The organism is Burkholderia pyrrocinia (assembly GCF_003330765.1).
Lineage (GTDB): Bacteria > Pseudomonadota > Gammaproteobacteria > Burkholderiales > Burkholderiaceae > Burkholderia > Burkholderia pyrrocinia_B.
This window is the reverse complement of the sequence record NZ_CP024902.1, coordinates 1173583-1187169: the sequence shown is the minus strand read 5'-3', so window position 1 is coordinate 1187169 and position 13587 is coordinate 1173583. Positions and strand designations below refer to the sequence as shown.

General features: G+C 66.6%; 13 protein-coding genes. 3 read left to right on the top strand and 10 right to left on the bottom strand.

Annotation, left to right across the window (positions count from 1 at the left end; all coding sequences use genetic code 11):
• Positions 1-79: 79 nt before the first annotated feature.
• From fabG to CUJ89_RS05710, 6 genes are all read right to left on the bottom strand, one after another.
• Positions 80-829, bottom strand: coding sequence for a 3-oxoacyl-ACP reductase FabG (fabG, locus tag CUJ89_RS05735; protein ID WP_034183095.1), 750 nt, complete (start codon positions 827-829; stop codon positions 80-82).
• Positions 830-865: 36 nt separating this feature from the next.
• Positions 866-1798 carry an ACP S-malonyltransferase gene (fabD, locus tag CUJ89_RS05730; protein ID WP_114178501.1) on the bottom strand — a complete coding sequence of 311 codons (933 nt, stop codon included), beginning with the start codon at positions 1796-1798 and terminating at the stop codon, positions 866-868.
• A gap of 83 nt (positions 1799-1881) precedes the next feature.
• Positions 1882-2871 (bottom strand): beta-ketoacyl-ACP synthase III, encoded by a 990-nt coding sequence (locus CUJ89_RS05725; protein WP_114176502.1) that lies wholly within the window; start codon positions 2869-2871, stop codon positions 1882-1884.
• Entirely contained in the window at positions 2872-3978 is a 1107-nt protein-coding gene (gene plsX / locus CUJ89_RS05720; RefSeq protein WP_114176501.1) for a phosphate acyltransferase PlsX, read from the bottom strand.
• A gap of 129 nt (positions 3979-4107) precedes the next feature.
• Positions 4108-4287: a 50S ribosomal protein L32 gene (gene rpmF / locus CUJ89_RS05715; RefSeq protein WP_114176500.1), complete on the bottom strand. Its 180-nt coding sequence runs from the start codon at positions 4285-4287 to the stop codon at positions 4108-4110.
• Between the two features lie 98 nt (positions 4288-4385).
• Positions 4386-5021, bottom strand: a complete 636-nt coding sequence (locus CUJ89_RS05710; protein ID WP_114176499.1) for a YceD family protein — start codon at positions 5019-5021, stop codon at positions 4386-4388.
• A 209-nt stretch (positions 5022-5230) separates the two neighbouring features.
• Between CUJ89_RS05710 and CUJ89_RS05705 the strand changes: the two genes are divergently transcribed.
• Both CUJ89_RS05705 and CUJ89_RS05700 read left to right on the top strand, forming a co-directional pair.
• The gene (locus CUJ89_RS05705; protein WP_114176498.1) at positions 5231-5863 is read left to right on the top strand and encodes a Maf-like protein; all 633 of its coding nucleotides are present in this window, start codon (positions 5231-5233) and stop codon (positions 5861-5863) included.
• Positions 5860-6582, top strand: a complete 723-nt coding sequence (locus CUJ89_RS05700) for an SAM-dependent methyltransferase (protein ID WP_114176497.1) — start codon at positions 5860-5862, stop codon at positions 6580-6582. Before CUJ89_RS05705 ends, CUJ89_RS05700 begins: the two co-directional genes overlap by 4 nt.
• Before the next feature lie 51 nt (positions 6583-6633).
• On the opposite strand, the gene CUJ89_RS05695 is transcribed toward CUJ89_RS05700, so the two are convergent.
• From CUJ89_RS05695 to CUJ89_RS05680, 4 genes are read right to left on the bottom strand one after another with little or no spacing between them, the layout of a single operon-like run.
• Complete coding sequence (locus CUJ89_RS05695) at positions 6634-7626, bottom strand: S49 family peptidase (RefSeq protein ID WP_114176496.1); 993 nt, start codon at positions 7624-7626, stop codon at positions 6634-6636.
• A gap of 12 nt (positions 7627-7638) precedes the next feature.
• Complete coding sequence (locus CUJ89_RS05690) at positions 7639-8040, bottom strand: Rieske (2Fe-2S) protein (protein WP_114176495.1); 402 nt, start codon at positions 8038-8040, stop codon at positions 7639-7641.
• Entirely contained in the window at positions 8037-8696 is a 660-nt protein-coding gene (locus tag CUJ89_RS05685) for an HAD-IA family hydrolase (protein ID WP_114176494.1), read from the bottom strand. Before CUJ89_RS05685 ends, CUJ89_RS05690 begins: the two co-directional genes overlap by 4 nt.
• Positions 8697-8701: 5 nt before the next feature.
• Positions 8702-9706, bottom strand: coding sequence for an RluA family pseudouridine synthase (locus CUJ89_RS05680; RefSeq protein ID WP_114176493.1), 1005 nt, complete (start codon positions 9704-9706; stop codon positions 8702-8704).
• Positions 9707-10428: 722 nt separating this feature from the next.
• Here CUJ89_RS05680 and CUJ89_RS05670 point away from each other — a divergent pair.
• Positions 10429-13572 carry an Rne/Rng family ribonuclease gene (locus CUJ89_RS05670; protein WP_114176492.1) on the top strand — a complete coding sequence of 1048 codons (3144 nt, stop codon included), beginning with the start codon at positions 10429-10431 and terminating at the stop codon, positions 13570-13572.
• Positions 13573-13587: the final 15 nt, after the last annotated feature.

Genomic DNA, 13587 nt, shown 5'->3' with positions numbered 1-13587 from the left:
ACGCGCGTTGGCTTGATGGTCGATCAAGCGCCGATCCGCCTGAAAAACGGGATACGGCGCGGATGGTAAACGAAAATCGTTACGACATGTACATGCCGCCGTTCACGTGCAGCGTCGTGCCGGTGATGTAACCGGCCTGCGGCGATGCGAGGAACGCGACGGCATGGGCGATGTCCTCCGGGCTGCCGAGGCGGCCGAGCGGAATCTGGGTCTTGAGCGCGGCCTGCTGTTCTTCCGGCAGCGTCTTCGTCATGTCGGTGTCGATGAAGCCCGGCGCAACGCAGTTCACGGTGATGCCGCGGCTGCCGATCTCGCGCGCGAGCGCACGGGTCATGCCCGCGACGCCGGCCTTCGCAGCCGCGTAGTTGACCTGGCCCGGGTTGCCGGCCGAGCCGACCACCGACGTGATGTTGATGATGCGGCCGCCGCGCGCCTTCATCATCGGGCGCAGCACCGCGCGCGACAGGCGGAACACCGACTTCAGGTTGGTGTCGATCACCGCGTCCCAGTCCTCGTCCTTCATCCGCATCGCGAGCTGGTCCTGCGTGATGCCCGCGTTGTTGACGAGCACGTTCAGCGCGCCGAATTCCTTCACGGTCGCATCGATCAGCGCCTCGGCGGCCGCCGCGTCGTTGACGTTCAGCACCGCACCGCGGCCCGTGACACCCGCTTCCGCGAACGCCGCGGTGATCGCAGCGGCGCCCGATTCGCTCGTCGCCGTGCCGATCACCGTCGCGCCCAGACGCGCGAGCTCGAGCGCGATCGACCGGCCGATGCCGCGCGACGCACCAGTCACGATCGCAACCTGTTTATCGAGAGTCTTTTCCATGAATCGAATATCCGTCTCTTGAGAAAAGGCGCCGCGTCAGGCGGTCACCAGCTTGAGCACTTCGTCGAGCGAAGCCGGATCGAACACCGACGCACCCGTCAGGTTGCCGTCGATGCGCTTCGTCAGGCCCGCGAGCACCTTGCCCGGGCCGCATTCGATCACGTGCGTGACGCCCGTGCCGGCGATGTGCTGCACGCACTCGACCCAGCGCACCGGGCCCGCGGCCTGGCGCACCAGCGCATCCCTGATCGCGGCCGGATCGCTGACCACGGCGACGTCGATGTTGTTGACGACCGGAATCTGCGGCGCCTTCACGTCGATGTTCGCGAGATAGTCGCGCAGTTGATCCGATGCCGGCTTGAGCAGCGAAGAATGAAACGGCGCCGACACGGGCAGCGGCAGCGCGCGCTTCGCGCCCTTCGCCTTCGCGATCTCGCACGCCTTTTCGACCGCGGCCTTGCTGCCTGCGATCACGACCTGCGCGGGCGCATTGAAGTTCACGGCTTCGACGACGCCCGCTTCCGCGGCTTCGGCGCATACCGCGCGCACCGTGTCGTCGTCGAGGCCCAGGATCGCGGCCATGCCGCCCTGGCCGACCGGCACCGCCGTCTGCATCGCCTGCGCGCGGAAGCGCACGAGCGGCACCGCGTCCTTGAACGCGAGCGCGCCCGCCGCGACGAGCGCCGTGTATTCCCCGAGACTGTGGCCGGCGACGATCGACGGCGCCGGGCCGCCCGCCTGCTGCCACGCGCGGTAGCACGCGTACGCGGCGGTCAGCATCACGGGCTGCGTGTTGGTGGTGAGATTCAGCTCTTCGGCCGGACCTTCTGCGATCAGCTTGCCGAGGTCCTGATTGAGTGCATCGGACGCTTCCTGGAGCGTCTCGCGCACGACGGCCAGATCGGCGAATGCGTTGAGCATGCCGACCGCCTGCGAGCCCTGCCCCGGAAAAACGAATGCAAATTTCATATCGTCCCCAATTGAATCGATTCGGACGGCACGCACGAACGGCGCGCCGGTGGGATCCGCGCGCAGCAATCGCGCGCCGCGGATCAGAAGCGGAAGACCGACGCGCCCCAGGTGAAGCCGCCGCCGACGCCTTCGATCAGCACGTGCTGGCCGCGCTGGATGCGGCCGTCGCGCACCGCGGTGTCGAATGCCAGCGGAATCGACGCAGCCGACGTGTTGCCGTGCTGGCCGACCGTCACGACCATCCGCTCCTGCGGCAGGCCGAGCTTGCGGCAGGTGCTGGTCATGATGCGGATATTGGCCTGGTGCGGAATCAGCCAGTCGATCTGCTCAGGCGCGAGATTCGCCTTCGCGAGCGCCTCGATCGCCACCTTCTCGAGCACGTTGACCGCGAGCTTGAACACGGCCTGCCCGTCCATGTACAGGAATGCGCTGCCCTCGATCACGCCTCGGTTGACGTTGCCCGGCGTGCAGAGGATATGCGAATAGCTGCCGTCCGCGTGCAGCGCGCTGCCGAGCACGCCTGGCTCTTCCGACGCGGACAGGATCACCGCGCCCGCCCCGTCGCCGAACAGTACGCAGGTGGTACGGTCCTTGAAATCGAGAATGCGCGAGAACGTCTCCGCGCCAATCACGAGCGCCGTGCGGTGCTGGCCGCTGCGGATGAAGCTGTCGGCCGTCGCCATCGCATACGCGAAACCCGAACACACGGCCTGCACGTCGAACGCCGCGCCGCCATTCTTGATGCCGAGCTTGTTCTGCAGCAGGCACGCGGTACTCGGGAATACGAAATCGGGGGTCGAAGTCGCGACGATAATCAGGTCGATCGACTGCGGATCGATGCCGGCTGCCTCGATCGCACGACGCGACGCCTCGAATGCGAGATCGCTCGTCGCGACGTCCGGCGCGGCGAAATGACGCGCATGGATGCCCGTGCGCGCCACGATCCATTCATCGCTCGTCTCGATGCCTTCCTTCGCAAGACGATCGGCCAGCTGCTGGTTCGTGACGCGGTCGGGCGGCAGATAGCTGCCCGTGCCGAGCACGCGGGAATAGAGAGTCGATTGGGCCATTTATGCTTTAGAGGATTGCGCAGCGGAGGGTTCGGCGTGATGACCTGCGGCCGGGCTCGCCTGGCCCGCGCCGCCCGCGTTGTGTTCGCCGTCGCCGAGCGACACCGAATTATCCGCCATCGCGCGCGAGAGGCGCTCCAGCACGCCGTTTTTGACGGCATCATACCCGCGTTTGATCGCCCACTCAAACGCGTAGGCGTCCGCCGAACCGTGGCTCTTGATCACGAGGCCCTTCAGCCCCAGCAGCGCCGCGCCGTTGTACTGGCGGTGGTCGACGCGCTTCTTGAAACGCATCAGGACAGGCATCGCGAGCAGCGCCATCAGCTTCGACATCAACGAGCGGCCGAACTCCTCGCGGATAATGTCGGACAGCATCTGGGCCAGGCCCTCGGACGTCTTCAGCGCGACGTTGCCGACGAAGCCGTCGCAGACGATCACGTCGACAGTGCCCTTGTAGATGTCGTTGCCTTCGACGTTGCCGCGGAAATTCAACGTGCTGGCGCGCAGCAGTTCACCCGCGCGCTTGATCGTCTCGTTGCCCTTGATCACCTCTTCGCCGATGTTCAGCAGGCCGATCGTCGGCCGCTCCTTGCCTTCGAGCGCGGCCACCAGCGCATGCCCCATCTCCGCGAACTGCAGCAGGTGCTGCGGCTCGCAGTCGACGTTCGCGCCGAGGTCCAGCATCATCGTGTAGCCGGTCGGGTTCGGCAGCGCGAACGCGATCGCAGGCCGCTCGATGCCGGGCAGCGTCTTGAGTACGTAACGGGAAACAGCCATCAGCGCGCCGGTGTTGCCGGCGGAAACGCAGGCCTGCGCCTCGCCTTCCTTGACGCGGTTGAGCGCGACGCGCATCGAAGAATCCTTCTTCTTGCGCAGCGCCACTTCGACAGGGTCGTCCATCGCCACGACTTCGGTGGCAGGCACGATGGTCAGCGCGGGATCGTCGAGGGCTTTCAGCTTCTTCAGCTGAGCGCGAATCGCGCTTTCGATGCCGACGAGCATCAGGTGCGCATCGGGATGCGCGCGGACGAACTTGACTGCCGCGGGAACGGTCACGGACGGGCCGTGGTCGCCTCCCATGCAATCGATTGTGAGCTTTACGGTCATGGAATGCGACGAATTTCAGGCACAAAAAAGCGGCAGTTGAATGCCGCCTTTTTGTTGCGCCAGGAAAGTGTCAAGCGAACCAGTTGTCACGCGAACGGCGAACGTAGCGCGCAACGCGTGACTTGACGCTTAGTCGTTCTTCGTCTTGACGACTTTCTTGCCGCGATAATAGCCGTTCGGGCTGACGTGGTGACGCAGGTGCACTTCACCCGTGCTCGGCTCGACTGCCAGCGGCGTAGTCGTCAGAAAATCGTGCGAACGATGCATGCCGCGCTTCGACGGCGACTTCTTGTTTTGCTGGACTGCCATGACTAACTCCTAAATAATTTTCCGGATTCTAACACAGCCCGATCCGGCGCTTAACTACCCTGGCCCAAAGCCCTTACGCCTTCCCGCGCCACAACTGCTTAGTGTTTCTTGGTGCCGTCACCGTCCTTCTTCAGCGCTTGAAGCGCTGCGAACGGATTCGGCCGTTTGCCTTCGTCCTCGGCTTCGCCGGACTCTTCGTCCGCCTCTTCCTCAGGACCGCTCGCACCCGACACGAGGCTTTCGTGAACTGCCGGGCAAACCTCGTGTTTGGGCACGAGCGGCAACGAAAGCAGCAACTCCTCTTCGATCAAGTCGACGAGATCGAACTGGCGTGAGCCCACGATCACATCGGCTTCATCGTCGTCGAGCGGAAATTCTTCAGCTTCTTCTTCGGTCGCGACGACCCGGTACACCATATCGACGCCGAACGCCTGATCGTACGGGGTCACGCAGCGCTGGCACGTGAGCCATGCATGGCCATGCACCGCGAGGCGCAGATACGGCTGCTGCCCATCGGCGCCGTCGTCCTGCAACTCTTTCTGAGTGAACCCTTCCGCCTGCCACGTGAAGACCGTGTCGCGATCTGGCGCGTCCACCGACACTTCGTTTAACATGCGCGGCAGTTGCGAGAGGCGCACCGCACCTGCTGCCTGTCGCCCGCTGCGGGCGAACTCGAACAGGTCGACCGCGTGCAGATCAAGCGACGCTGCAGGTTTGCCGGAAGAAGTATTCATGTGCGCTCCTGCCTACAGGCTGACTTGCGGATCCGGCTTGGCGCCGGGTCAGGTGCTTTACTTCCGAAGACCCGACAGGCGCTGCCACTACAGAAGCCTACCGACGAAAAGCGGGAAAGCATACCTGTTTTACCTTTTTCGGTCAATCACTTAAGCTTGCGCCCGCACAATACTGCGCAACCCCTGACGACTCACCGATCCAACCGACCATGCCGGATACCGTTTGCCGCCCGCCGCGGCTGATTCTTGCCTCCAGTTCCCGCTACCGCCGCGCGCTCCTCGAGCGCCTCGGCGTGCCGTTCGACGTCGTGTCGCCCGACCTCGACGAAACCCCGCTCGACGGCGAAACGCCGGCCGCGACCGCGCTGCGCCTCGCCGGTGCGAAAGCGCGCGCCGTCGCCGCGACGATCGACGCGCCGGACGGCGTGCTCGTGATCGGGTCGGACCAGGTCGCGACCTTCGACGGGCTTCAGATCGGCAAGCCCGGCACGCATGAGCGCGCGCTCGCGCAACTCGTGTCGATGCAGGGCCGCGAAGTCGAATTCCACAGCGCGCTCTGCCTGTACGACGGCCGCACGGGCGAAGCGCAGGTCGAGGACATCATCACGCGCGTCCGCTTTCGCTCGCTGCCCGAAGCCGAACTCGACGCGTACCTGCGCGCGGAAACGCCATACGACGTCGCCGGCAGCGCGAAGTCCGAAGGGCTCGGCATCGCGCTGCTCGATGCGATCGACTCGGACGACCCGACCGCGCTCGTCGGCCTGCCGCTGATCGCGCTCACGCGGATGCTGCGCGCCGCGGAATATCCGCTGTTTGCAATCACCCGTGGAGACCGCTCATGACCGCCGGCACGCTCTATCTCGTCCCGAACACGCTCGGCGAAGGCGACGAATCGATGCTCGCCGCCGTGCTGCCGGCGGCCGTGCAGGCTCGCGCCGGCACGCTCGGCTATTACATCGGCGAGAACGCGAAAACGACGCGCGCGTTCCTGAAGAAGATCGGCACGACGCGCCCGATCCAGGAAATCGAGATCCGCGAACTGAACGTCAATACGCCGGCCGGCGAAATCGACCGACTGCTCGCGCCCGTGCGGGCCGGTGCGGACGCCGGTCTCGTGTCCGAGGCCGGCTGCCCGGCCGTCGCCGACCCCGGCGCGTTGCTGGTGCGCCGCGCACACGAGCGCGGCGTGAAGGTCGTGCCGCTCGTCGGACCGAGTTCGATTCTGCTCGCGCTGATGGCATCGGGCCTGAACGGCCAGAGCTTCGCGTTCAACGGCTATCTGCCGGTCGATGCGGCCGCGCGTGCGAAACGCCTGCGCGAACTCGAGCAGTTGTCGCGCAAGGCGCGCCAGACGCAGATCTTCATCGAGACGCCATACCGGAACCACGCGATGCTCGACACGCTCGTCGCGACTTGCGCGCCGTCGACGCAGATCTGCGTCGCGGCCGACCTGACCCTCGCGACCGAGACGATCGCCAGCCGCACCGTGGCGGACTGGAAAAAGGCGCCTGCGCCGAATCTGCACAAGCGCCCTGCGATCTTCCTGCTGCTTGCGAACTGAAGCTGCGGTCGGTGGCTGACCGGCGGGCCATCGCCGGTCGCCGGTCGCCGGTCAGCGCAGGCTGAACGACGCGCTGCCGGCCGTCAGCGCCTTCATCGCGGCACCGCCGACGGCCGCGCCGAACTTGCGCGCGACGCGGTTCGACAGGCTTTCCTTCACCGTATAGTCGACGAGATCGGGGGCCTTCAGCACGTCGCGCGCGACCGTGTCGGTCGTGCCGTAGCCGTCGGCGAGCCCCAGCTCGACGCTCTTCTCGCCGGTCCAGAACAGGCCCGAGAACATGTCGGGCGTCTCATGGAGCCGAGTGCCGCGGCCCTCCTTCACGGCCTTGATGAACTGCGTGTGCACCTGGTCGAGCAACGCCTGCGCATGCGCGTCCATCTTCTGCGTCTCCGGCGAGAACGGATCGTAGAAGCCCTTGTTTTCGCCCGACGTGTGCAGGCGCCGATCGACGCCCAGCTTGCCCATCAGACCGGTGAAGCCGAAACCGTCCATCAGCACGCCGATCGACCCGACGATGCTCGCCTTGTCGACGAAGATCTTGTCGGCCGCGGCCGCGATGTAATAGCCGCCCGACGCGCACATGTCGGTGACGACGACGTACAGCGGCTTGTCCGGATGCTTCGCGCGCAGCCGCCGGATTTCGTCGTAGACCATGCCGGCCTGGACGGGGCTGCCGCCCGGGCTGTTGATCCGCAGCACGACGCCGGCCGTGCCGTCGTCGTCGAACGCGGCGTCGAGCGCGGTGTTGATGTCGTCGGCGTTCGCGTTGACGCCGGCCGCGATCTCGCCGTCGATCGTCACGAGCGCCGTATGCCGCCCGCTCGACGAAAACTTCGAATCGCTCGAGAAATCGATCAGCGCAAACGCGAGCAGCACGAACACGCCGAGAAACGCGAAGCGGAAGAAGATCTTCCAGCGCCGCGCCGCGCGCTGCTCCTTGACGGCCGCGAGCGCGATCCGCTCGAGCGCAGCGCGCTCCCAGTTCGGTTCACGGCTGTCGGGACGGGAGGAGGAATCCGGGGAATTCGGTTGGTCGGCCATGCAGTGTTGTCGTCAGTCGGTCGTGGCGGGAACGGCGGGACGCAGGTCGGCGTCGGGCACCCAGAATACCGCACGCCCGTCGGGCGTGTCGCGCTCGTCGACCTCGACCGGCCGCAGGTGGCTGCCGCGGCACGGGCCGCCGACGCACTTGCCGGTATCCGGCGCGTAGATCGCGCCGTGCGTCGCGCACATCAGGTAGAGGCCCGACGACTCGAAGAACTGCCCTTCGGCCCAGTCGAGTTCCATCGGCACATGCGCGCAGCGGTTCAGGTAGCCGTATGCGCGACCCTCGTAGCGCACGAAGAACACGACGGCCTCCTCGCCGCGCAGCGTCGCGTCGACGCGCACGCCGGCGCCGCCGTCGGCCAGCGAGTCCGATGCGCACACGCGCACGGCGCACGGCACCGCGCTCATGCGTGCTCCCTCAGCCACGCAGCCAGCGCGCCGACGTCCGGCGCGACGAAGCGCGGCGTGAGCGCAGCCAGCGCATCGGCCGTGTGCGCGCCGTACGCAACGCCGACACCGGCCGCTCCGGCGCTCGCGGCCATCTGCAGGTCGTGCGTCGTATCGCCGATCATCACGGTGCGCGACAGGTCCTGCCCCAATTCCCGGGACAGCTCATGCAGCATCGCCGGATGCGGTTTCGAGAACGTCTCGTCCGCGCAGCGCGTCGCATCGAACTGGCTCGTCAGCTTCGACTGGTCAAGCACGCGGTTCAGCCCGACCCGCCCCTTGCCGGTCGCAACGGCAAGCAGGTAGCCCGTATCGCGCAACTCGGCGAGCAACTCGCGCACGCCGGCGAACAGCTCGATGCGCTGGTCGTCGAGCAGATAGTGATAGCGATAGCGCTCCGCCAGCCGCGGATAGTCGGACGGATCAAGGGTCGGAGCTGTAATCTGCAACGCATCGCGCAGGCCGAGGCCGATCACGTAGCGCGACGCCTCGTCGGACGGCGTGGGCAGGCCGAGATCGCGGCATGCGGCCTGGATGCTGTGCGCGATGTGCGCAGTCGAATCCATCAGCGTGCCGTCCCAGTCGAAGACGATCAGGTCAAATTGCTGTCGAGCCATGCGGTTCAGGCGGTATCGCGCAGTGCGCTGAGTTGGTCGAGGAAGCGCCGGCATTCGTCCGGCAGCGGCGCATCGAACTGCAGTGCCTCGCCGGTCAGCGGATGGGCAAGCCGCAGCCGGTACGCATGCAGGAACATCCGTTTCAACGACGGCTGCGCATTCGCGCGCGCCAGCGCCTTGTTCAGTGCGAAATCGCCATACTTGGCGTCGCCGGCGATCGGCAAGCCGAGATGCGCGAGGTGCACGCGAATCTGATGGGTCCGACCCGTTTTGAGTTCCGCTTCGACGAGCGCGTAGTCAGGCCAGTGGTCGACGAGGTTGAACACCGTATGCGACGGCAGCCCGTCGTCCTGCACACGCACGCGGCGCTCCCCTTCCGGGGTCGAATACTTGAACAGCGGCGCCTTCACCGCGCGGCGGCGGCCCCAGTCGGGCTGCCATTCGCCGTGCACACACGCGAAGTAGCGCTTGTCCATCCGGTTCTCGCGGATCTGCTCGTGCAGGCCGACGAGCGCCGTGCGTTTCTTCGCGAGCATCAGGATCCCGGACGTCTCGCGGTCGAGCCGGTGCACGAGTTCGAGGAATTTCGCACGCGGGTGCGCCTGGCGCATCTGCTCGATCACGCCGAACGCGACGCCGCTGCCGCCATGCACGGCGACGCCGGCCGGCTTGTCGATGACGAGCATCGCGTCGTCCTCGTACAGCACGTCGAAGCGCGCGGGCGGCACGATGGGCGTGTCGGCACGCGCGAGATCGGCCGCGGCCACGCGCACGGGCGGCACGCGGACGATGTCGCCGAGCGCGAGGCGGTACTGCGCATCGATCCGCCCCTTATTGACACGCACTTCCCCGCTGCGGAGGATCCGGTAAATATGGCTTTTCGGCACGCCTTTACAGACGCGCAACAGGAAGTTGTCGATCCGCTGACCGGCCGAGTTTTCGTCGATCTCGAGCATCGATACCTGGCCGCTTGCGACTGAATTCTGGGATATTTTGCCTAACTCATTCATACTGAATATAATTTTGCCCAGCCTGACGTTGAGGGTGGCCTGACCGGCCGGCCCTGACCGAGTCGGGCAAGGCGCAAGCGGAAACCGTTATTTTACTTGCGCCGGGGGTCCGCTGCTCGCCCCTAATCAAAGAGATGCAGCAAGTTGCACGCACGGCGCCGCCCGTCGGCAAGGATCGCGCCCACAGGCGGATTCGGTCGGCAAGGCGCCGCGGTAACGGAAAGTTGGTTGAAAAGAATTTGATCGGCAGCCCGACGGCGCGAAGTGCGTCCGCAGGCTGCCGGTTGCGAAAATTACGGCGTTGCGCCCGATTTGGCCCCGCGAAGCGTGCGGGGCTTGGCGACGTCAAACCAGGGAAGTACACCCCAAGCGGGAAAGTCGGGCTGGATTCGATACTCCCCGCTGCGGCCCAAGCCGCAGCATCTGCCGCCCGTCGGCGCGCGCGACGCATTGCGCGCGCCCGTGGCAATGCCCGGACTCAGGCTTAGCGCGCTTTGGCAGCGTGCGGTGTGTGAACGCCGTGCTTTGAAGCCGTATTCGCAGGTGCCCTATGGCCGCCGGCCCCGTCTTTCGGGCCCAAGCGCCTCTTCAGGCAATTCTCCCCGCCATCGTTCCCGCTCCAGCGTGCTTGTGACAACACAACAAGGTGCGGCCTGCCGTCGTTCCCGCTCTCGCGACTGACAACCGCGAGGTGCCGGCAGCGGAGCCGCCTGGAGCCGTTTATGAAACGCATGCTGTTCAATGCGACGCAGCAGGAGGAGTTGCGCGTCGCCATCGTTGATGGGCAAAAGCTCATCGACATCGACATCGAGACAGCCGGGCGCGAACAGCGCAAAGGCAATATCTACAAAGGTGTCGTCACCCGCATCGAGCCGTCGCTCGAAGCGTGCTTCGTCAACTACGGCGAAGACCGCCACGGCTTCCTGCCGTTCAAGGAAGTCGCCCGCCAGTACTTCAAGGAAGGCATCGACATGCGCTCCGCGCGCATCCAGGATGCCCTGCGCGAAGGCCAGGAACTGATCGTCCAGGTCGAGAAGGAAGAGCGTGGCAACAAGGGCGCCGCCCTCACCACCTTCATCTCGCTCGCCGGCCGCTACCTGGTGCTGATGCCGAACAATCCGCGCGGCGGCGGTGTGTCGCGCCGGATCGAGGGTGACGAGCGCCAGGAACTGCGCGAGACGATGGCGCAACTGCAGATTCCCGACGGCATGAGCATGATCGCCCGTACCGCGGGCATCGGCCGCAGCGCCGAGGAACTGCAGTGGGACCTGAACTACCTGCTGCAACTGTGGCGCGCGATCGAAGCGGCGTCGCAAAGCGGCAACTCCGGCCAGCCGATGCTGATCTATCTGGAATCGAGTCTCGTGATCCGCGCGATCCGGGACTATTTCCAGCCCGATATCGGCGAAATCCTGATCGACACCAACGAGATCCACGATCAGGCCCGTGCGTTCATGGACATCGTGATGCCGGACAACGTGTCGAAGGTGAAGCGCTACCACGACGACGTGCCGCTCTTCTCCCGCTTCCAGATCGAGCACCAGATCGAGACCGCGTACTCGCGCACGGTGCCGCTACCGTCCGGCGGCGCGATCGTGATCGACCACACCGAAGCGCTCGTCGCGATCGACGTGAACTCGGCGCGTGCGACCAAGGGCGCGGACATCGAGGAAACGGCAACCCGCACCAACCTCGAAGCGGCCGACGAAGTCGCCCGCCAGCTCCGCCTGCGTGACCTCGGCGGCCTGATCGTGATCGATTTCATCGACATGGAATCGGCAAAGAGCCAGCGCGAAGTCGAACAGCGCCTGAAAGACGCGCTCAAGCACGACCGCGCCCGCGTGCAGATGGGCAAGATCTCCCGCTTCGGCCTGATGGAGCTGTCGCGCCAGCGCCTGCGTCCGGCCCTGTCGGAAGGCAGCCACGTGACCTGCCCGCGCTGTAACGGCACCGGTCACATCCGCGATACCGAATCGTCCGCGCTGCAGGTCCTGCGGATCATTCAGGAAGAAGCGATGAAGGAAAACACCGCGGCGATCCACTGCCAGGTGCCGGTCGAGGTGACCGCCTTCCTGCTCAACGAAAAGCGTCAGGAAATCAACAAGATCGAGTCGCGCTTCAAGGTCGGCATCGTGCTGATCCCGAACAAGCACCTCGATACGCCGCACTACAAGCTCGAGCGCCTGCGCCATGACGACGCGCGCCTCGACGATCCGCGCGCGTCCTGGAAGATGGCCGAGGAAGCCGCCCGCGAACTGGAGTCGGAAACCGGCTACAGCAAGCGCACGGCCGAAGTGAAGCCGAAGCAGGAAGCCGCGGTCAAGGGCATCACGCCCGAGCGTCCGGCCCCGAGCGCGCCGCAGCGCCCGGTAGAGCCCGTTCCGGCACCCGCGCCCGCACCCGTCGCCGCGGCAAGCGGTGGCTTCATCGGCTGGCTGAAGGGACTGTTCGGCGTGTCGCCGGCTCCGGCGCCCGTGCCGGCTGCCCCGGCGCCGACGAAGGAACAGGCGGCCCGTCCGGCTCGCGAGCGTACCGAGAAGACCGAGCAGCGCGGCGGCGATCGCAACCGCAACCGTCGCGGCGGCTCCCAGCAGGCACAAGGCGGTCGCGACCAGGCTATAGCAGGCCGTGGCCAGCCGCAACGCCAGGAACGCGAAGGCAAGGAAGCGCGCGAACCGCGTGAAGGCCGTGAACCGCGTGAAGGCCGTGAACCGCGCGAGGGTCGTGAACCGCGTGAAGGTCGCGAGAATCGTGAGGGCCGCGAAGGTCGCGGCCAACGCGAAGGTCGCGAACCGCGCGAGCCGCGTGAAAGCCGTGAGCCGCGCGAACCGCGCGAGAACCGCGAACCGCGCGAACGTGCCGAACAGCCGGAAGCCGTCGACGCGGCCGGCCGTGGCGAGCGCCAGGAACGCGGCGAGCGTCGCGAGCGCGGCGAGCGCCGCAAGCCGACCCAGCATGCGGCCACGCTCGAGACCGTCACCCGTGGCGAAAACCATCCGGAACTGGAAACCGACAAGGCCGTCGCGGAAGCGCTGCCCGGTGCCGACCTGTCAGCCGATGCGGAAGCCAGCGCGCGTGAAGGCGAGGAACGTCGTCGTCGTCGTCGCGGCCGCCGTGGCGGTCGTCGCGAGCGCGACGAAGATGGCGCAATCGTCGACCAGGCCGAGCAAGGCGTGGATGGCGAAGCCGTAGCGCAAACCGTGACGCCGGAAGCACCGGTCGCCGCCGAACCGGCCCATACGGCCGCACCGGCAGTCGTCGTGGCCGTGGCCGCGGCAGGCGCCGTCGTCGCCGAAGCAGCGGTCGAGCACCATGCCGAACCGGTCGCACCAGCCGCTGTCGAGCCGCAACCGGCACCGGCACCGGCACCGGCACACGTCGAAGCGGCTCCGGCCGAGCCGGCCGTTGCCGTCCATGCGGCAGAGCCGGCACCGGCCATCGACACGGAAGCCGGTCCGGCTCCGGTCACGGTTTCGCCGACCGACGCGTTCGAAGTGCCGGAAGTGCCGGTCGCTGTCGAGGCACCGCAGTCCGCGCCCGTCCAGCAAGCCGCACCGGCCGTGACGATCGAAGCCGCTCCGGTGGCTGCCGAGCCGGCGCATGTCGAAGCGACGCCGGTCGAGGCCGCGGCACCGGCACCGGCTCCCGCCCCCGTGCAACCGGCAGCCGCGCCCGCTTCGGCGAGCCTGGATGTCGTGCTGGAGCAGGCCGGTCTCGTCTGGGTGAACACGGACGCCGGCAAGTTCGCCGCGGCGCAGGAAGCCGCGTCGCAACTCCAGCGTCCGACCCGCGTGCCGCGCGAACGCAAGGCGCTGCCGGCGGCCGATACGGCCCCGATGCAGCAGGTCGAAACGACGCATCATTAACAGGCGCATCGCCCG